Source organism: Bacillus sp. FSL L8-0099, assembly GCF_038006385.1.
GTDB classification, from domain to species: Bacteria; Bacillota; Bacilli; order Bacillales; family Bacillaceae_G; genus Bacillus_A; species Bacillus_A toyonensis.
On sequence record NZ_JBBOVC010000001.1, the window covers coordinates 3545255 to 3565608 of the forward strand.

The window sequence follows — 20354 nt, forward strand, 5'->3', positions numbered from 1 at the left end:
TCACCGTTATTTTAATTTAGCAATTCGTTTTTCCATCTCTTTTTGCGTCATCGGTCCAATGAACTTATCCTGAATGACGCCTTTCGTATCTATAAAATACGAAGTTGGGATCGTAATTACTTTATAAGCTGTTGTCACATCAATGTTCTTGTCCAATAAAATAGGAAAAGTAATCCCTTTTTCCTTAGCAAAATTGCTTACTTTTTCTTCTCCCCCACCTTTTTCTGAAGGCGTATAATTTATTGCTAAAATTTCTACGTTTTCTTTATGTTCTTTATAGAAAGCCTCCATATCAGGCATTTCTTGCTGACAAGGCCCACACCACGTTGCCCAAAAATTTAAAATAACTTTCTTTCCTTTTAAATCCGATAGCTTTACATTCGTTCCATCTAACTTAGTTAATTCAAAGTTTGGTGCACTCTTTCCTACTTCAATACCATTACTTGCAATCATCTCTTTCATAGCAGCTTCACTTTTTTCTTGCTTCCCTTGTACCGCCTGATCTTTATTACCGAACTGTTCATAAGCTGCATATCCCGCTAAACAAAGTAACACTACAATAATCGTAAGCTTCCGCCACATTTTATATCACCCTAACGTGTTTATGTACTTTTAACAAATTCATCAAAATACTATATACCTTATTTTAGCTTATACGGACGAGCTTGGAAATATTCACAGTCAAAATAATTAGAATATTCTCATTTAAAGTGAGGTTTTTTCCTTTTTATCATATAATTAGAAAAACAGATGAGGTATTTTATCTTCTTATTGACCCACTTACCTATTTACTCTCGTAGTTATATAACCTTCAACAAAAGGGGGATTGTTTATGAATTCATTCGAAAAAATAACATTATATATTCTTAGTTTTCTTTTATACCCAATCGGCATTATTACATGGATCATTTCACTCTTTAGTAAAGATCTTAAAAAAAAGAAAGTAGGGCGTATTTGTCTCTACATCTCTCTAGTCTCATTCGTCCTTTTCGTAATCCTTGGAATTACAACTTTCCTTATGACTGCTACTTTTAACATTGATCTAAATCACTCCGAATCTATCGAGTATCAAATAAATGACGCTGAATAAAGATAAGGGCATTGCTCTTATCTTTATTCATATCTTTGTAAAAACGAATGACTATTTATTAATTTTTCAGGACTTCCACCTGCAACAATACGTCCTTCCTTCATTATGACAACACGATCTGCTAATATCGCTTTCTCGACATCATGTGTTACCACAATTCTCGTGACCTCTCTTCCTAATCCTTCTATCATATTCCAAACAGTTTCTTGGTTGCTCGGATCTAATCCCGCAGTTGGTTCATCTAAAATAATAAGATTCGGATTTGAAACAATGGCACGTAATAATGCAAGACGTTTTCTTTCCCCTCCAGAAAATTCTACACCGCTTTTATGTAGTTCAGTTTCAATCCCTTCTGATAAATCTCTAATAATCGGTTTCACATTTACAAGTTCAATATTTTTTTCTAATTGATTTTCTAAATACTCTTCTCCGAAATGCACATTCTCTTTTACTGTCGTCCGAAAGAAACGAGGTTCTTGCCACACTGTAGTCATACGAGCTTCATTACCATAATAAGCAATGCTACCGTTAGATGGTTTATACAAGCCCGTTATTAACTTTAAAAGCGTCGTCTTTCCTGCGCCACTTTCTCCCACAATAATAACGAGTTCACCAGGGTGAATTTGCAAATCAATATTATGAATTCTGCATTTCTCTCCATCACTTTCCTGAAATGAAACATTTGTTATCGTCATCCCCATCGCTCTTTCTACCTTACTATCTGCCCCTCGTTTATCTAAAAAAGAAAAAACTCTATTTGCCGAAGCAGCTGCAACTTGTGTCATCATTAATAAATCGCCAACGTAACGAACTGGAAAAAAGAGCATTTCAATTGTAGCTAACACGGCAACAAGTGAGCCAACTTCCATTTCCCCCTTCATTATTTTCTGCGCGCCTATAATGAGAACAACGATATATGCCCCTGTTTCAATCACTGTTCCAACTACTCCAATACAGTGTTGCATCATCGTCTTCTTTACTTCTGTTTTATAGGATTGTGCTGTTACTCCTTTAAATAAGCGAATGGCCCACTTTTCTTTTTGCAAACTACGTAAATCTTGTACGCCTTTTACAAACTGCGACACCATCTCTACAACACTTGATTGATTGTTTTGAGCGATGCTTGCGATATTCCTGACCTTTTTCCCCATCAACATCGGAACCATTGCACTAAAAAATAAAAACGGAGTTACCCACAATATAAACTTCATATCTATATGTTGTAGTGCTATGAACGCACCTATAAATTGCGCAATAGCGTGTATATATTCTATTAATATAGAACCATATAATCTGACCCAATTCGGAATATCAGACACAACTAGCGTCTCTAACTCTCCTTGCTTAATCTTCTCACTCTCTTCAAATGGTAATAAGAAAAAATGACGCAATACATCTATACGCTTCTTTCGCAATATTCGTTGACTTGCTTTGGAGCTTACACAATCAAATGAAAGATTGTTCACCCATATCAACAAGCGACTAACTGCAAACAAAGTAATGTAAAGGTACGCCTCCTTTAACTCTCGTTGAATAAGATTATCTACAATTAATCCCATGAATAGTGGACGGGATAAGTTTAAAATAGCTGCGAAGAGTCCACTGCATATAGCTGCTATTACTAACATTTTTTCTTTCTGTAACGGTAACAATATTCTTTTATATTCTTTCATGACCTTTCCTCCATTTTGTAAAGTAAAAAGAAAGGGATGAAACCAAATGGTTTCATCCCTTTCCATAAAATAAGGAAGCTAACAATTGTTAGCTTCCTTCTCGTTCATTTCAATTATTTAGTTCGACACTTTAGATTCTTCAATTTTCTCACGAAGAACCATTTGTAAGATACCACCGTGACGGTAGTAGTCAATTTCAACTTCACTATCGAAACGAGCTACTACTTCAAATTGTTTTTCGTTGCCATCTGCATCAGTTGCAACTACTTTTACAAGATCGCGTGGTCTAACTGTTTTGTCAATTTGAATTTCAAATGACTCGTTACCAACAAGACCTAACGTTTCAGCGCTTTCGCCATCTTTAAATTGAAGTGGTAACACACCCATTAACACTAAGTTACTACGGTGAATACGCTCGAAGCTTTCTGCGATTACTGCTTTAATACCCAATAAGTTTGTACCTTTCGCAGCCCAGTCACGAGAACTTCCCATACCGTAATCTTTACCAGCAACAACTAGAAGGCCTGTGCCATCTTCTTTATATTTCATAGCAGCATCATAGATAGATGTTACTTCACCAGTTGGCCAATATGTTGTATATCCGCCTTCTGTTCCTGGTGCGATTTGGTTTTTAATACGGATGTTCGCGAATGTACCACGCATCATAACTTCATGGTTACCACGACGAGAACCATAAGAGTTAAAGTCAACTGGTTGTACGCCGTTTTCTAATAAGTAGCGTCCAGCTGGTGTGTGCTTACCAATTGAACCTGCTGGTGAAATGTGGTCTGTCGTTACAGAATCTCCAAATTTACCAACAATGCGTAAACCTGATAATGTTTCAACTTCACCTGGTTCTTTAGATAATCCTTCAAAGAATGGTGGGTTTTGAATGTATGTTGAATCATTATCCCAAGTATATAAAGCTTCATTTGAAGTTTGGATTTCATTCCAACGCTCATTGCTGTTAAATACTTGTGCATATTCTTTCTTGAACAATTCAGATGTAACAACACTTTGAACTACATCTTCAATCTCTTTAGCTGATGGCCAAATATCCTTGAAGTAAACAGCATTACCATTTGCATCTTTACCGATTTCATCATTTTTCAGGTCAATATCAACAGTACCTGCAAGTGCATATGCCACAACAAGTGGTGGTGATGCTAAGTAGTTTGCTTTTACAAGCGGGTGAATACGACCTTCAAAGTTACGGTTACCAGATAAAACAGATGTTACTAATAAATCGTTTGTTGCGATTGCTTCTTCTAATTCCTCTGCTAGTGGACCAGAGTTACCGATACAAGTCGTACAGCCGTAACCAACTGTTTGGAAACCTAATTGATCTAAATATGTTGTTAAACCTGATTTATCTAAGTACTCAGTAACAACTTTAGATCCTGGTGCTAATGATGTTTTTACGTACTCAGGTACTACAAGCCCTTTTTCAATTGCTTTCTTCGCAACTAGACCTGCCCCAATTAATACGTATGGGTTTGATGTATTTGTACAGCTTGTAATTGCAGCGATTGCAATTGCACCTGTTTTCATCGTTACTTCTTTATCTTCTAATGTAACCTTCACTTCTTTATCGAACTCTTGCGCATTAAATCCAAGTCCTTGTGTTCCAACTGGTGCTACAACAGCTTTGTGGAACGCATCTTTCATATCTGAAAGTGGAATTAAATCTTGTGGGCGTTTCGGTCCAGAAAGGTTAGATTCAATTGTATTTAAATCAATTTCAACAAGATCAGTGTAAATTGGATCTTTGCTGTCTGCTGTATAGAATAAGCCGTTCGCTTTACAATATTCTTCAACAACGCGAATTTGTTCTTCATCTCTACCTGTTAAACGTAAGTATTCTAATGAAATATCGTCAATTGGGAAGAATCCACAAGTTGCACCGTATTCTGGTGCCATGTTTGAAATTGTTGCGCGGTCAGCTAAAGGCATGCTCTTTAGTCCATCACCGAAGAACTCAACGAATTTACCAACTACACCTTTTTGACGTAATACTTGTGTTACTTTTAATGCAACGTCAGTTGCTGTAGTACCACTTGGAAGTGTACCAGTTAATTTCACACCGATTACTTCAGGTACTGGGAAGTATGAAGGCTGTCCAAGCATTCCTGCTTCTGCTTCAATACCACCAACGCCCCATCCAAGAACGCCGATACCGTTAATCATCGTTGTATGTGAGTCTGTTCCAACTAATGAATCTGGGTATGCAACTAAATCGCCTTCAGCATTTTTCACCGCGTGAACAACTGGTGCTAAATATTCAAGGTTTACTTGGTGTACGATACCTGTTGCTGGTGGAACTGCACGATAGTTATCAAATGATTTTTGTGCCCAGCTTAAAAATTTATAACGTTCTTCATTACGTTTAAACTCTAAGTCCATGTTGAATGCAAGCGCATCTGCCGTACCCGCTCTATCAACCTGTACAGAGTGATCAATTACAAGGTCTACAGTAATTTCTGGATTAATTTTATCAGGATCTCCGCCCATGTCTGCCATTGCTTTACGAAGCGAAGCCAAATCTACAACAGCTGGAACACCTGTGAAGTCTTGTAAAATTACACGAGATGGTTTAAATGGAACATCGATATCTTGAACATCTTTCGTTCCCCATTTCGCTAAATTTGTAACATGTTCTTCTGTAATTACGCGTCCGTCTACTTGACGCAGTACAGATTCAAGTAAAACTTTCACGGAATATGGTAATTGAGATACGTTGCCAACCCCTGCGTTTTCAAGCGCTTTCAATTGATAATAATGATACGTTTTTCCATCTACTTCGAAAGTTGCGCGTGATTGAAATGGATTATGTTTGACCATTATGTTTCCCCCCTGTTAAACGTGACTAAGTTGTCTGAATATAAAATGTAGACAAACTTTTCAATACCTTACGATAATATCTTATTACAACTTTCTAAATAAGTAAATAATAAGAAACTTATGGATTATCATAAGTTTTCTTTATATTTCTAAATTTGAATAGTGTTCATGCTCCTTATGAATACTATTACCATAAAGTAAAGTACTCTTTCAGCGCTTTACTTTACGTTCATATATGTTATGAACAACTCATGTTTTATCTATAAAAAAACATTATAGAGGTGAGAAAAATGAGTAAACAAAAAGCAAATCATACTATTTCAGGAATGAATGTTGCATCCGCACAAGGACAAGGTGCTGGTTATAACGAAGAGTTTTCAAATGAGGCTTTAACTCCAGCAGAGCGACAAAATAATAAGAAACGTAAAAAGAATCAGTAACAAAAAAACCAAAAGGTATGTCTGCCTTTTGGTTTTTTCTAATGCTTATAACGTAATAACTCCGAAACCGTTACAAATCGATATCCTTGCTTTTTAAGCTCAGGTAAAATTTTCGATAACGCTGCCACTGTTTGACTACGATCACTTCCTCCATCGTGCAACAGTACAATATCTCCACTTTTAGCATGTTTCACAACATGATTTACAATGGACTCAGTACCTGGATTCGCCCAATCACGAGGGTCTTGATGCCACGACCATAGAACAGTTTGATAACCAGCTTCTTTAGCTGTTTTAAATACAGCATCGTTAATATATCCGCCTGGAGGACGGAACAACAAAGGTTCTTTCACCCATTTTTTAAAGTATTTCTTTCCATCTAAAATATCATTTTCTAATTTTTCATCAGATGAATTACTCGCATACAAATGATTCATCGTATGATTTCCAATTTCATGCCCCTCTTTTAACACTTGCTTTACTAAATATGGATTACGCTGCACACGGAATCCAATCATAAAAAAAGTCGCTTCTGCTTTATATTGACGTAATAAATTTAATATTTGTGGTGTATAAGTTGGATCAGGTCCATCGTCAAATGTAATTGCGATAATTTTTTCACTATTAGGTACTTCCCACGTTACATAGCCAGTTGGTTCTAGCTCTTTTCTAAGCAACATTTTCGCTTCCACTTTTTCCACTTGAAATATATGTACTGCACATAGTAAAGAAAAAACTAATAGAAAAACCTTTTGTTTTAACATAGCGTTCGTTAAAGTAATAAGGTTGTCGAATACGCAACAACCTCTTTTACTTTTCTAGTTGATCTACATTTCGCATAATATTTTGAAGATTATTTTCGTATTGCTCAAGTTGTGGACGTTGTGTTTCCGAAGCTACTTCTAGTGCATTTTGAATTTGTTCATACGCTTCCTGAACCTCTTGACGTAACTCTTTTAAATCATGACCGTAGTTCGGATCATTTTTCACGATATTGTTAAATGAATTTTCTGCTTGTGTAACCCCTTGCTGCGCTGCTTGAAAAGCTTGTTGCTTATCTTTATGATATGGCATTATACAATCCCCTTTCCATAATAGTTAGTCCCATTTATCTTTACCCTTTTTTCTAAAAACATTCTCGTATAAATTTACAAACTTCTCTCATTCTAAATAGAAAGAGGAGGTGTCATATACAATGGGAAAAAACAATCGTGAATCGAAAGAAAAAAAAGGACAACCTGAACCATTAAGCGGATCTCATAAAGTAAAAAATCGTAACCATTCACGCCAAAAAAACCATGCGCATCATGATATGTAATAAGAAAATATTCACATACTGTGTATATTCGACATAAAATGTTTATATTTTGCCATTTATTCTTCACCTCTATTTCATTCATGCATAACATGATATGAATTGATATTTTACGGAGGGTGTCTTACATGGGCAAGAAAAAGAAGGATTGTCTTTTTCATGTTGATGGTTTCGAAGAATGGATGGATCAATTTTGTTCTGATACTTGTAGCAACTTTAGTTTTCCAAATGAAATTCATATCGATCTTTGTGAAACAGAGGAAGAATACATTTTGGAAACAGATGTACCAAATGTGACTGAACAAAATGTACGCATTAAAAAGATGGAGACAGGCCTAAATATATGCATACTTCATAAAAATACTTCTTTACAGCGAACAATCTCTTTACCTACTACTATCATTTATAAGAAGATGCTAGCCTGCTTAGAGAATGGATTTTTAGCCATTCATATTTCCAAAAATGAAGTTGCCAATAAGCATGAAAAGAAGGTTCTTTTTTCAAATTGAGAGTTAACGTAAATACAAAAATAAGCCCCAGCAAGTTGCTGGGGCTTATTTTATTTCACTTGTATTTCTATATTATAATTTCTATCGTACCTTTTTTTCAATAAACCTTTTGTAACTAAAAGTACAGGAAATGCTACAGTTGAAAATAGGGCTAGCGCTAAAAATACTACAAACCCATTTTGATACCCGTAATAATCGAGTAGTACTCCCCCAAACCAAGGACCAATTACTCCTCCAATTCCTGAAAAGCCCATCGCTCCGAAGTATGTTCCTTTCAGGTTGGAATCAGCGATCTCATCAATAAATACATCTGTCATTGAAAACATTAAAACTTCTCCAAATGTGAAAATAATGGTACAAATAGCTGCTCCTAACATAGATTCTACTAGTCCAAATCCAAATAATCCCCCACTCACAAATAACGTTCCAACCATAATTGATGCTAACGGTGTATACTTTTTACACATTTGAATGACAGGGTATTGAATAACCACTACTACAATTGCATTTAAAGCTAGCATATATGAGAACAACTTTACCCCATCCTGAAATATATGTGCATTAGCAAAATATTGAGATACTGTCGTCGTTAAATGTGAAAAACCACTATTACTCAAAATAATACCGACTAACGCAACTAAAAATACTACATCCTTTCGCAATATACGAATTGCATTTAGCATTGTAACAGGATTTTCTGTATTCATTTTCTTTTTATTAAGTGGATATTTCTTAAATTGCAGTGCTAATATAGCTGTATATAGAATGTAAACTCCAGCGGCTACTAAAAAAGGAATTGTTGATTTTGCACTTCCGAGCTGTAATCCAACAATCGGTCCAATCGCAACCCCAACATTTATTGCACCATATCGTAAGTTATAGACGAGTAACCGATACTCTGGCTTTGTTAAATCTGATAATAACGCTCTTGATGTCGGTTCAAAAAAAGAACGACATAATCCATTCAAAGCGTTTAATAAAAAGAAACTCAAAACATGATCTGCAACTGAAAATCCGATAAATACAAACACCCAAACAATCATGGACCATATTATAATCATCTTCCGACCAAATCGATCCGATAAATTGCCCCCAATAAAACTAGCAAACACTCCAACAAGCGCACTCGTTCCAATAATAGCACCCGTCATTCCAGCTGAAACGTCTTTAACAGTTGTTAAATAAATTGCTAAAAAAGGAATACTCATTGAAGTTGCAAACCTCGCAAATAATGTCCCTATTATAATTGTCATGCCAAGTGGATGAATATTTTGTAACTTCCCCTTCATCTTTAAACCTACTCTCCCTTTTCTTACATAAAAAAAGAAAGCAAAGGATCTGCTTTCTTTTTCCTTTTTATACTTGAGATGTTTGCACCCGAGCCGCTCTCGATATGTCCATATCAATGCCATATGTAAACTGTAATTCTTTACAAATATCTTTAATTAAAATTGCTACGTTATACTTTTCATTAAATTGTAAAACAATACTTTCTACTTCTTCATATGTATACTTATATTCGCCAGTAATTACACTTTTTAAATCAAAGCATTCATTCATACAAAGCTGCACAAGTAATTGATCATACTTCTCTATCACATCTTCTTTTTTCCACAGTAGCTCTTTTACATATAACCGATCAAATTTCACGCTTTCTCGATTACACTCCGTTAAAATCCGGGTCATTTCATTTAATTCTCGGTATAATTCAGAAATATTTCTGTTTAAACTAAGCAGTTTATCTACGCCGTTTTCATATAGCATTTCATTCCACCCCCGCATTTTCTTTTTCTTATTATAGCAAGAAAATTCTAAAAATAGTTTCTTTCTTCTGAAATATTAGGAAACTTATTTCAATTGTTTTACAATGAAACTAGTGAATACGAAAGGGGAAAGAAAATTGGAGCAAAAATTATATTACATCGACGCTTATACGAAAGACTTTACTACGAAAATTATAAAGCAAGATTATGATAAAGAAGATAACTTATATGTTGTTTTAAATGAAACGGCATTTTACCCAACAGGCGGTGGACAACCATATGATACTGGCACACTAAATGGTACCTTAGTCACTAATGTTGAAGAAGTAAATGGAGAAATCCGCCACTTCATTGCAGAACAATTAGAAACAGCAGAAGTAGAAGGTAAAATTAATTGGGAGCGCCGTTTTGATCATATGCAGCAACATGCAGCTCAGCACATTTTATCTGCTGCTTTTTGGGATCATTTTAACATACCCACTATCGGATTCCACCTTGGAAAAGAAACGGTGACAATTGATTTAGAAACAGAAAATCTTCCTGCAGAAACGATTGAAAAAGCAGTGCAAATTGCCAACAATATTGTTTTTGAAAACCACCCAATCCGTATTCAGTGGATGAACTTAGAGGAAGCGAAAACGTTACCTCTTCGTAAAGAACCGACTTTAACCGAAAATATACGCGTTGTTATTATCGAAAACTTTGATTATAACGGCTGTGGTGGAACTCATCCGAGACGTACAGGTGAAGTAGGTCTTATTCAAGTACTTAATTGGGAGCGCAATAAAGGTGGTATTCGATTAACGTTTATCGCTGGCTGGCGCACACTGAAATTAATGGGACAACAGCAACAAATTATGAAAGATGTTTCTAAACAATTAAATAGTAGCGAAACTGATATTCCAGCAAAAGTAGCACAACTTCTTATCTCTCAAAAAGAAAACGAAAAAGCGATACAGACAATGAATGAAAAATTATTATTTGCAGAGGCAAATGAACTATTACAACAGCCTGCAGAAATACATGCTGGATTCCTTATTTCTAAAGTATTTACAAATCGTTCTATGCAAGAAGTTGCCAAACTATCTGCTATCATTATAGAACAACAAGAGCATGCAATTACATATTTCGTCATTGAAAATGATGACAAACTACAATGCATCCTCGCTTGTGGAAAAACAGTAACGCTCGATATGAATGCTCTTTTAAAAGATGCACTTCCTGCAATTGAAGGAAAAGGTGGCGGAAATAAAAAGAGCGCTCGCGGTGGTGGGAAAGCGATTATGAGCGGTGATGAGTTTTTACATCAGCTTATTTCTTCTTTACAATCTGCAGTGTAAAACATTTCTTAAGGAGATGTCGTCTAGCGAAATTTCAAACTAGGGACATCTCCTTATTTTTTGCTTCATACATAGTAATACGATAAATGAAATTTCAGGAACGACATTTTGACTTTATCAATCATAACTTACCATATATCGACGATTCGACAAGAAATATCGATTTACCGAAAAAAGCAATATTCAAAGTAGTTTATATTTACAAGCCAATATTTTGTTTTAAACCTTGGTAACTTCCTGCATTCAGAAATTTTTCAGATGCAAGTTTAGTAAATTTCTCAGAAAAACCATAACTACTTAATTCTTCTATTCGCACCATTTGTACATCCTGAATTGGATTATGATCAAACTCGTTAGAAGGTAAAGTGATTTCACCTTCCATCCTTTCAAGCAGAAATGTAATATGTAATAAAGACGGGAGAGCATCTGGTTTATCACAAACATACAATAAATTCTTAACCTTAACATCTAATCCCGTTTCTTCTTTCATTTCTCGAATCATCGCTTCTTCTAACGTTTCACCATTCTCTACCCTTCCCCCAGGTAAAGACCAATCCCGATTAGCAACTTTTTGCTTTACTAGCAATACCTTTTCGCTTTCAATTAAAATTCCAGTAACACGAACTTGCATTACATTTTCCATATGTAATCTCCTCTTCCTATTACATTTACAAATTAATCCTTCCACAAAAAGAACGTACGTTTTATAATTAAAGAAAATTATGGAAGAAAGAAGTTGTTACATTCATGCGTCCACCTTTAACAAAGTCTATATCTCTTGAAGATTTCCAAAACTATTATTGGTTGAAAGCTGAACTACAAATATTTTGTCGTGAGTATGATTTACCAGCTAGTGGCTCTAAGATCGAAATAAGCGGTCGTATCTCACATTATTTAACTACAGGTAAAGTATTAAAAAACAGTTCTCATCAAAAGGTGAGTAAAGCTTCCCTATCCAATAAAGATCTTTCCCTGCAAACGATTATCACTGAAAATCATCGATGTAGCGAAGATGTACGTGCTTTTTTTAAAGAAAAAATTGGAGAAAACTTCCGCTTTACAGTAGCTCTTCAAAAGTTTTTTAAAGAAAATATCGGAAGAACATATGAAGACGCTATAACGTTTTGGTATGAGGAAAACGAACGTAAAAAAGACCCTGCGTATAAAACAACTATTGGTACACAGTTTGAATACAATCGTTTTATTCGCGATTTTTTTGAAGATCCAAATAACAAAGGAAAATCAAAAGCTGACGTTATCGCTGCTTGGAACGAAATAAAAGTAAAACCTGGTAGCAATGCTTATATTCCTCAAAAAGTAGAAAACTAGTTATCTTGCTAGTCTTCTACTTTCTCAAATAATAGAGCAAGTCCTATTCCGCCCCCAATTCCTAATGTCGCCATTCCATATTTCATAGAATCTCTTTTTGCCTGATAAAACAAACGTGTCACAAGCATAGCGCCAGATGCACCGTACGGATGCCCGAGCGCAATTGCACCACCATTCACATTGAGCTTCTCATATGGAATTTGTAATTCCTTTGCACAAGCAACAATTTTCGAAGCGAACGCTTCATTCATCTCAATACAATCAATATCTTCTATTGCTAAATTCATTTCTCTAAGTAGTTTTTGCACGGCAAATATCGGACCAGTTCCCGGGAGGTTTGGATCCACTCCAACTACAGCACTGCGAACGAAACGAAGAACTGGCTTATATCCTAATTTTCGAGCTTGCCCCTCTTCCATTACAAGTACAGCACACGCTCCATCATTTACACCACACGAATTCCCTGCCGTCACCGTTCCATTTTGTAAAAATGCAGGTTTTGTTCTCTTAATCATTCTTTCATACTGCATTTCTCGCTTTATTACTTCATCTAGTAATCCATTAAGTGACAATACTTCATCTTGTATATATCCATTTTCTAATGCTTGTAGCGTCCGCTTATAACTTAAGCAAGCGTACTCATCTTGCATTTCTCTCGTTATGTTATAACGCTCTGCAACAAATTCAGCCGCTACTCCCATATCAGGATCACCTATTGTTTCAGGTGAAAATCGCGCTCTATTTTGAAAAGGTGACGTACTTGTACTCTCTACTCCCCCGGCGATATAGCACTTACCTGCCCCACCTTGAATGAGATGACACGCGGTACGAATCGCTTCTAAACCAGCACCACATTGCCGATCAATCGTTACACCAGGAATATGATAACTAAGTCCTGCTTCTAAAACAGATAATCTTGCAATATTACCCCCTGGTCCAACAACATTCCCTAATATAACATCGTCTATTTCCCTCTCAATTCCTTTACCTAGAAATGAAAGAAGTGGTGCTACTAATTGCTGAACTTCATAGTCTTTCAATATCCCATTCTTCTTACCAATGGGCGTTCTTTTCGCCTCTACAATAACTGCTCTATTCATGTATCTTCTCCTGATTTCTAACTATACTTTCGGCTGCAATGCGGGCTACTTTCCCGCTATTTGTATAAGGTATTTCATCTACAAAATACCATTCTTTCGGTATTTTAAAAGAGGATAATCTCTGTAAGCAAAAGCTCTTTAATTGTTGCTTCGTAGCACTTCCTTTTACTATAGCGACAGGCTTTTCACCCCAATAACTATCTTTTACACCAACAACAACAATTTCTTCAACAGCTTGATGCGTATATAACACACTTTCTATCTCTTCTGGATAAATATTAATTCCACCAAATAGAATCATATTTTTCTCTCTACCAACTATATATATAAACCCTTCCTCATCTTGATAGCCTACATCATGTACTGTCATCCAGCCCTCTTCAGTTAGCTCTGGAACTAAAACACCATCTAATATGTATCCCATAAAAAACTGATCACTTTTCACATAAACTGTTCCTATCTCACCTAGCTGTACTTCTTCTCCTGCTTCATTACATATTCGAACTTGCACATTATGACAGGGTTTCCCTACTGAATTTGGCTTTTTTTCACTCTCATCATCGACTAATGCTGTTACAAAACTTAGTTCCGATGCACCGTAAAATTCGTATTTTTTTGCATAAGGAAATATACTCTTTATTTTTTCTTTCGCTTCAGCTTCCCATTTTGCTCCTGACGAAATAATTTTCATCTTATTTTCTATTATTCTATTTTCTTTATATAAAGACTCCAGCATTGTTGGTACTGTATACATGACCGAAATATTTTCAGTCTCTAACTTATCCAACACTTGATCTGGAATAAACTTTCTCATAACGTGCACCGTTTGTCCTTCATATAATGCACTTATTGCGCCGTATAAGAAAAGAGAGTGAACGAGCGTTCCAGCTATTAAAATAGAATCCTCCTTTCTCATATGAAAGTCATATACATTACAATCAAAACTATGAACCCACGATTGTTGTGCACGCAAAAATGCTTTTGCCTTTCCAGTCGATCCTGATGTAAACCCCATATAAAAAGGGGCATTTTGTACATTTTCTCCGAGATAATCTCTAGGAAGGTAGTTCTCTATTATTTGTTTCCATTCATCAATTGCAAATACTCTTCTTTCTTCATCTAAAATATCATTTAACTTATACCCTTCCGTCACAACCATATCCGAATTACTAATTGCTAGTCTTTCTTTTAGCTCATCCTTTTTCCATTTCACATCTAATGGTACACAAACCCACCCAGCCATAGCAGCACCCGCAAATAGTTGTAAAAACTCCATACGATTTTCTAATACAATTGCTATTGTTTTATTCTTCGATTCTGTTACGCGCAACCAGTTTGCTACTTTACAAACTGATTCAAACCACTCTTTATATGTTAAAGCTCTATCATTTTCCTTTATCGCTATTTTATTCGGTTGTAAAGAGGCATGCTTTTTATATTCTTTTATAATCCCCATTTGAGATGTCCTTTCTTTACAAAATAACAAAAAGAAACACGTAATGAACGTGTTTCTTCTCTTTATCATCCCGCATTTGTATATTTTCCATTCTTTAAAGCGGGCGTAATAATGTGTTTCAATGAACGATGTAATTTTGTCACGAGAATTGCTGCAATAATTGCTTTTATGCAATCCCCTGGTAAAAACACAGCACTCACTTTCATTGTCTCCCATACAGAAACATCCATTAAGAAAGCTTGTACAGTAATGCCAAATACGTAAACTACGAAAATACCACCAATTATATTAATACATAATACTTTTATAATAGAAACTTCACGTAAACGCTCAATTAAATATCCAATTACAAACGCTCCAACGATATAACCAAGTAAATATCCTGCACTTGGTCCAACAAATACACCTGGACCCCCACGTCCACCCGCAAGTAATGGTGCTCCAACTCCAACTATAAGTAAGAAAACGAGCTGACTTAATGCCCCAAGACGTGATCCTAACAGGCCACCTGCAAGCATAACACCAAGTGATTGTAATGTAATCGGAACTGGTGTGATAGAAAGAGCAATTGGAGGTATTAACCCTAACACTCCCATAATAGAACTAAATAAAGCGACGAAAACTAAATTTTTTGTATTCATATTTGCTTCTCCTATTTGTAAACTTAAAATCGTTTTTAGATAACATATTATAGGAGTTATATTATCTTCCTATTTTTCTTTTGTCAACCATAAATTAATGTAAGTTTACAAATGACAATTCTGTTATTTCTCTTTATGCAAATGCTCAAGTTCTTTTCGAAGTGCCTGTTTCAAAAACTTTCCAACAGATGTTTTCGGTATTTCTTCCATAAATACAATATCATCTGGTAACCACCACTTCGCAAACTGCGGTTTTAAAAACTCATATATTTCTTCTTTTGTAACCGTACTATTTTTCTTTTGAACAACGCAGGCAACTGGGCGTTCTTGCCACTGCGGATGAGGAATTGCAACGACAGCCGCTTCAAATATAGCATCATGTGCCATTAAAGCATTTTCAAGATCGACTGAAGAAATCCACTCGCCCCCGCTTTTAATAACATCCTTCGTACGATCAACAATTTTCACGCAGCCTTCCTCATCAACTGTAACGACATCGCCAGTATATAACCAACCGTCACGGAATCCTTCGACAGTACGATCATCGTTATAATAGCTTTCAGCGATCCAAGGTGCTCGTAAACATAATTCTCCCATCTCCGTACCATCCCACTTCACTTCACCATTTGTACCGACTACTTTCATCTCTACACCAGGTACAAGATATCCTTGTTTGGAGCGGATTTCTAATTGCTCTTCATATGATAATTCTGTTTCATAACTTTTTAAACGTGCAAGCGTTACGAGTGGACTCGTTTCAGTCATACCATATGCATGTACGAAAGGGACATTATATTTTTGCTCAAATGCTTTAATAACGCTTTTCGGTGCAGCTGCACCACCGCATAATATTCTCGTTATACTAGATAAATCGTAACTATTATTTTCTAACTCTTGTAATACACCGAGCCAAATTGTCGGCACACCTGCTGCTATCGTTACTTTTTCAGCTTGAATCATTTCTAATAAAATTTTTGGCGTAAACATCGGTCCTGGGAGAACTTGTTTTGTTCCAAACCAAGTAGCAGCGAAAGGAAGCCCCCAAGCGTTCACATGGAACATCGGTACAATTGCCATCGCCGCATCACTTTCCGATAAAGCAGCTGTATCCGCTAAACCAAGTGCCATACAATGCAATACAGTACTACGATGCGTATATACAACACCTTTTGGGTTTCCTGTAGTCGCTGACGTATAACACATACCAGCAGGTGTATTTTCATCAATATCTTTTACAAATTGGAAATTTGGATCGCCTTCTTCTAATAACTTTTCATAATGATATACAGGTTCTAGCGTAGTATTTGGAAGTTCATCTTTATCAGTCATAATAATGTAGGCTTGTACAGTTGATAATTGTGATTGAATATTTTCAACGAGTGGTACGAGATCTTCATCTATAAGTAGAATGCGATCTTCTGCGTGCTGAATAATGTATGAAATATGTTGAGGAGATAAACGAATATTAATTGTGTGTAAAACGGAAGCAATACCTGGAATAGCAAAATACGCCTCCACATGTCGATGATGATTCCACGCTAACGTTCCTATACGCTCGCCTTCTTTTATTCCTAATTTTTTTAGCGCACTTGAAAGTCTTCTCGTCCTTTCCCCTAACTGCTTATACGTTAACGTTGTAACTGTATCATGTGTCCGTGAAACAATTTCTTTCTTCGAAAACAGTTTCTCTGCTCTTTCCATCATAGAACTAATTGTTAGCGGTACATTCATCATCATATTGGTTACATCCCCCTTTAAAGTGTTCTCATTTTTTGTTTATTATAACAGACTTTTACAAATAATTACGATATTTTTCTGTATTTTCTGAATTATTCCTTTGGAAATAATTCAGAACAATAAAAAACATGTTTTGAATACAATGATCCAAAACATGTTTTTCTCTTGCTTATAAACTATCTACCTTTTTTCTTACTTTCTTTTTGAGTTTAAAGATAAAACGATTACTATATTCTTTATTTTCTACTAAAATTCGATACGTCTCTAACACGCCTAACACACGAACAAAAAGATAAACTCCAATAGCAATAAGTACAACACAATAAGGGTAATACTGCACGAGCTCTCCTGACGTGATTCGTTTTTTCTCAAATAAAAATGGTATTGCTCCTGCTGCGATAAAACAAAATCCAACGATCACTACTGCTGCATACTTCTTCTTAATAGTCGCATATCTTTTTGTCAATTCTTTTAGAAAGTTTTGATCAAACATTAATTCTTCCTTTTTTAATACATTGTATCGACTCTCTTCTAGTGTTACAGGTACCATCATTGCTCCAATTCCAAGGACCGCAATGATAATGACAAGGAATGTAGACATTGTTGCATTTTCTTTAAATAATAAATACGGTATTGTAGATAAAATAAGCAAGCTAAATCCTAATGCGATATATTTAGAAATTTTTTGTCCATACACTACATACCCTTCCGCCATTTCCTTACTTACATAATAACCATCTTCCTTTTCATTACTTTGCTCAGCAGTTTCTTTTAATAAGTAATCAAGAGAGACTTCAAATACATTTCCAATCATTATTAACTTTTCAGTTTCAGGAAAACCTTGACCGTTTTCCCATTTACTAACTGCTTGCCTTGTCGTGTTTAGTTTCTCAGCTAACGCTTCTTGAGAAAGGCCCTTTTCCTTTCTTAATTTAAAAAGCTTTTCACCAAATCCCATATGTGTGTCCCCCTTTGTTTTCTTAACTAAATTGTATGTAAACATTGTCTTTATCTCTATCTTCCTGCGGTTGCACTTTGTCAACTTACGGTTGCGATCATGTTATATAGAGGTTTTCTATACGATTTAGCTAGTTTTATTCTATAATTGTGATATTAAGAAACACAATACCTCTCAATAACCAATTATAACAATTAAAGGTAAATATTGTTGCAAAAAAAATAAAAACCCCCTTATTAAATTAAAGGAGTTTTCAATATAAAATATTTCATTGATTCATATATCTTTCCCTAGATATACAATATCTTTTCGTATCACGATACTTACCTTTAATGAACAAATCCTTTTGAATTGTACATTCGTATTCCATATTCAAACGTTTCATTAATTTTTCAGATGCTTCATTTTCTGAATTACATCCTGCTTCAATACTATTAAGACGTAACTCATTAAAACCATAGCTAAAAAAAGCTGACGCCGCCTCAGTAGCTAATCCTCTCCCCCCATATTTTCGTGATAAGGCGTATACAATTTCCGCTTTATGTTCAATTACATCATATTTTATAAATCCACAAGTCCCTATGAGTTTTTGTTCCTCTCTTAATACAATTCTAAAGGGAGCTACTTTTTCTTTTTCATATTGACTCACAATTTTTTCTATATATTTTTGTGTGTCATGTAAAGATTGATGAGCATCCCATACAATATACGTTTACATTTCTTTATCTGAGGCATACTCATATATATGTAAAATATCACTCATATTAATTCCCCGTAATATAAGATGTTTCGTATACAACGCTGGATATGACCACCTCTCAACAATCATAACGGCTTCTGCTTAAACTTTTCATAATTCCGTACCTTCAATGAAAGGATATTCCCGCAATCTGTACAAATATAAGCATCTACTGGTGAAGATGTGAACATCGTTTCCTTTTTCCGTATTTGTGCATAACCGATAAACTCACCTTCTCCTATGTTTTGAGAACCGCAATTAGGGCATGTCTGCACGTCTTTCTGTTTCATGAGAGCACCACCTTTAATCTGTTTCCACTTCCCTTCGACAGTTCACTTCCATTTCCCTTCCAAAAAACCTCTTATTCTCTTACATTTCAACAGGAATCTCAGAATAAAAATCGTATATGTACTATGAACTATATTAATTGACGGAGGAATCTTATGAGTATGATTATGACATTCAATGCAGCACAAGAAATTGAAAACGCAGAAATAGATATGCTCTCTTCTAGATTAGCGCTACTACAAGCAATAAGCGGAAATCCAATGCAAATACAAATGAAAAATTTCGGGAGTGCCACTGCCTTTTCATCAAAAGTAATTACTGGTCCTGCTTTTAATACAGTAAAAGGCATTACATATACAAATACAGATGCGATAGATGAAATCATCTCTTATTATGAATCACTACAAATCCCTTGCCGTTTTGAAATTACACCAGCGCAAGGTACAGCTGAACTATTTCAGTACTTATCTAAAAAAGGTTTTTATCAATCTAGCTTCCATACCGCTTTATATAGTATACCGAAAGAAGATCCATCCCTTATTCCTTCTAACATTTCAGTGCGCCAACTAAAAGAAAATGAATTTGATATTTTTGCAGACATATATGTACGCGGATTTAATATGCCTTCCTTTACAAAGGATGGTGTACGTCAAAATAACGAAATTCTTCACAATGAACCAGGCTGGTATTTTTTCATAGCAGAAGTTCAAAATATTCCTGCGGGTATTGGTGTCCTATATATAAATAAGGGAATTGCATCATTAGCTGCTTCTGCTACTTTGCCAGAATTTCAGCGTATAGGCTGTCACACTACATTAATTCAAAAACGAATTGAGGCAGCTATTAAATCCAATTGTAATTTAATAGTTGGACAAGCAAGGTTCGGTAGTAGTAGTCAAAATAATATGGAACGCGCTCATTTGAAAATCGCTTATACAAAATCAATATGGACTGCAAAAGACATGTAATTAACATTCTTTCTCTTTCCATTTCAATTTTATACATTGTTTTACAATTCCTTTTCTATCCTATTAATCATTTGAATATTCAAACTAGATTTGTTACGCTATTACTAGATACATCATTCAACTTGCAATATGAAAAGAGAATTCTAATCAAACTACAAGGAGGAGAA

General features: G+C 35.3%; 22 protein-coding genes. 7 read left to right on the plus strand and 15 right to left on the minus strand.

What is annotated here, in order from left to right; translation table 11 throughout:
• Window positions 1-6: 6 nt before the first annotated feature.
• Window positions 7-582 carry a redoxin domain-containing protein gene (locus MHH42_RS17820; RefSeq protein WP_000269081.1) on the minus strand — a complete coding sequence of 192 codons (576 nt, stop codon included), beginning with the start codon at window positions 580-582 and terminating at the stop codon, window positions 7-9.
• 250 nt (window positions 583-832) lie between these two features.
• Here MHH42_RS17820 and MHH42_RS17825 point away from each other — a divergent pair, with 250 nt between their 5' ends.
• Complete coding sequence (locus MHH42_RS17825) at window positions 833-1090, plus strand: hypothetical protein (protein ID WP_001083872.1); 258 nt, start codon at window positions 833-835, stop codon at window positions 1088-1090.
• Window positions 1091-1113: 23 nt separating this feature from the next.
• Here the strand turns inward: MHH42_RS17825 and MHH42_RS17830 are convergent, their stop codons facing one another.
• Both MHH42_RS17830 and acnA read right to left on the minus strand, forming a co-directional pair.
• Window positions 1114-2763, minus strand: a complete 1650-nt coding sequence (locus MHH42_RS17830) for an ABC transporter ATP-binding protein (RefSeq protein ID WP_340893700.1) — start codon at window positions 2761-2763, stop codon at window positions 1114-1116.
• A gap of 117 nt (window positions 2764-2880) precedes the next feature.
• Window positions 2881-5604 carry an aconitate hydratase AcnA gene (gene acnA / locus MHH42_RS17835; protein WP_340893703.1) on the minus strand — a complete coding sequence of 908 codons (2724 nt, stop codon included), beginning with the start codon at window positions 5602-5604 and terminating at the stop codon, window positions 2881-2883.
• Window positions 5605-5894: 290 nt separating this feature from the next.
• Here acnA and sspO point away from each other — a divergent pair, with 290 nt between their 5' ends.
• Complete coding sequence (gene sspO / locus MHH42_RS17840) at window positions 5895-6044, plus strand: small acid-soluble spore protein O (RefSeq protein ID WP_000043210.1); 150 nt, start codon at window positions 5895-5897, stop codon at window positions 6042-6044.
• Window positions 6045-6082: 38 nt separating this feature from the next.
• Here the strand turns inward: sspO and pdaB are convergent, their stop codons facing one another.
• Complete coding sequence (pdaB, locus tag MHH42_RS17845; protein WP_002039311.1) at window positions 6083-6808, minus strand: polysaccharide deacetylase family sporulation protein PdaB; 726 nt, start codon at window positions 6806-6808, stop codon at window positions 6083-6085.
• Between the two features lie 46 nt (window positions 6809-6854).
• Window positions 6855-7118: a hypothetical protein gene (locus tag MHH42_RS17850; protein ID WP_001146300.1), complete on the minus strand. Its 264-nt coding sequence runs from the start codon at window positions 7116-7118 to the stop codon at window positions 6855-6857.
• 121 nt (window positions 7119-7239) lie between these two features.
• Here MHH42_RS17850 and MHH42_RS17855 point away from each other — a divergent pair, with 121 nt between their 5' ends.
• Window positions 7240-7362, plus strand: a complete 123-nt coding sequence (locus MHH42_RS17855) for a small acid-soluble spore protein P (RefSeq protein WP_000517651.1) — start codon at window positions 7240-7242, stop codon at window positions 7360-7362.
• A 125-nt stretch (window positions 7363-7487) separates the two neighbouring features.
• The gene (locus MHH42_RS17860; RefSeq protein ID WP_000516750.1) at window positions 7488-7868 is read left to right on the plus strand and encodes an Hsp20 family protein; all 381 of its coding nucleotides are present in this window, start codon (window positions 7488-7490) and stop codon (window positions 7866-7868) included.
• Window positions 7869-7918: 50 nt separating this feature from the next.
• On the opposite strand, the gene MHH42_RS17865 is transcribed toward MHH42_RS17860, so the two are convergent.
• Window positions 7919-9157: an MDR family MFS transporter gene (locus MHH42_RS17865; RefSeq protein WP_000676818.1), complete on the minus strand. Its 1239-nt coding sequence runs from the start codon at window positions 9155-9157 to the stop codon at window positions 7919-7921.
• A gap of 67 nt (window positions 9158-9224) precedes the next feature.
• Window positions 9225-9632, minus strand: a complete 408-nt coding sequence (locus MHH42_RS17870; RefSeq protein WP_000965132.1) for a hypothetical protein — start codon at window positions 9630-9632, stop codon at window positions 9225-9227.
• A 136-nt stretch (window positions 9633-9768) separates the two neighbouring features.
• On the opposite strand from MHH42_RS17870, the gene MHH42_RS17875 reads away from it, so the two are divergent.
• A complete protein-coding gene (locus tag MHH42_RS17875) occupies window positions 9769-10971 on the plus strand; it encodes a serine-tRNA(Ala) deacylase AlaX (RefSeq protein ID WP_000435884.1) in 1203 nt (400 codons plus the stop codon).
• A 199-nt stretch (window positions 10972-11170) separates the two neighbouring features.
• On the opposite strand, the gene MHH42_RS17880 is transcribed toward MHH42_RS17875, so the two are convergent.
• The gene (locus MHH42_RS17880) at window positions 11171-11614 is read right to left on the minus strand and encodes an NUDIX hydrolase (RefSeq protein WP_000432590.1); all 444 of its coding nucleotides are present in this window, start codon (window positions 11612-11614) and stop codon (window positions 11171-11173) included.
• Between the two features lie 104 nt (window positions 11615-11718).
• Between MHH42_RS17880 and MHH42_RS17885 the strand changes: the two genes are divergently transcribed.
• Window positions 11719-12300 (plus strand): DUF6434 domain-containing protein, encoded by a 582-nt coding sequence (locus MHH42_RS17885; RefSeq protein ID WP_070173617.1) that lies wholly within the window; start codon window positions 11719-11721, stop codon window positions 12298-12300.
• A gap of 8 nt (window positions 12301-12308) precedes the next feature.
• Here MHH42_RS17885 and MHH42_RS17890 read toward each other — a convergent pair whose 3' ends face one another.
• From MHH42_RS17890 to MHH42_RS17920, 7 genes are all read right to left on the minus strand, one after another.
• A complete protein-coding gene (locus MHH42_RS17890; RefSeq protein WP_070189662.1) occupies window positions 12309-13400 on the minus strand; it encodes an acetyl-CoA C-acyltransferase in 1092 nt (363 codons plus the stop codon).
• Complete coding sequence (locus tag MHH42_RS17895; RefSeq protein ID WP_000511382.1) at window positions 13393-14856, minus strand: acyl-CoA synthetase; 1464 nt, start codon at window positions 14854-14856, stop codon at window positions 13393-13395. The genes MHH42_RS17890 and MHH42_RS17895 overlap by 8 nt, the downstream gene beginning before the upstream one ends.
• Before the next feature lie 65 nt (window positions 14857-14921).
• Window positions 14922-15497 (minus strand): biotin transporter BioY, encoded by a 576-nt coding sequence (locus MHH42_RS17900; RefSeq protein ID WP_001093347.1) that lies wholly within the window; start codon window positions 15495-15497, stop codon window positions 14922-14924.
• A 123-nt stretch (window positions 15498-15620) separates the two neighbouring features.
• Complete coding sequence (locus MHH42_RS17905) at window positions 15621-17234, minus strand: long-chain fatty acid--CoA ligase (protein ID WP_000980193.1); 1614 nt, start codon at window positions 17232-17234, stop codon at window positions 15621-15623.
• Between the two features lie 169 nt (window positions 17235-17403).
• Window positions 17404-18192: a helix-turn-helix domain-containing protein gene (locus MHH42_RS17910; protein ID WP_070173619.1), complete on the minus strand. Its 789-nt coding sequence runs from the start codon at window positions 18190-18192 to the stop codon at window positions 17404-17406.
• Window positions 18193-18460: 268 nt separating this feature from the next.
• Window positions 18461-18898 carry a GNAT family N-acetyltransferase gene (locus MHH42_RS17915; RefSeq protein WP_253185315.1) on the minus strand — a complete coding sequence of 146 codons (438 nt, stop codon included), beginning with the start codon at window positions 18896-18898 and terminating at the stop codon, window positions 18461-18463.
• Between the two features lie 119 nt (window positions 18899-19017).
• On the minus strand, window positions 19018-19221 hold the full coding sequence (locus MHH42_RS17920; RefSeq protein ID WP_000810202.1) for a hypothetical protein: 204 nt from the start codon (window positions 19219-19221) through the stop codon (window positions 19018-19020).
• Between the two features lie 153 nt (window positions 19222-19374).
• On the opposite strand from MHH42_RS17920, the gene MHH42_RS17925 reads away from it, so the two are divergent.
• Window positions 19375-20187 (plus strand): GNAT family N-acetyltransferase, encoded by an 813-nt coding sequence (locus MHH42_RS17925; RefSeq protein ID WP_070173621.1) that lies wholly within the window; start codon window positions 19375-19377, stop codon window positions 20185-20187.
• Window positions 20188-20354: the final 167 nt, after the last annotated feature.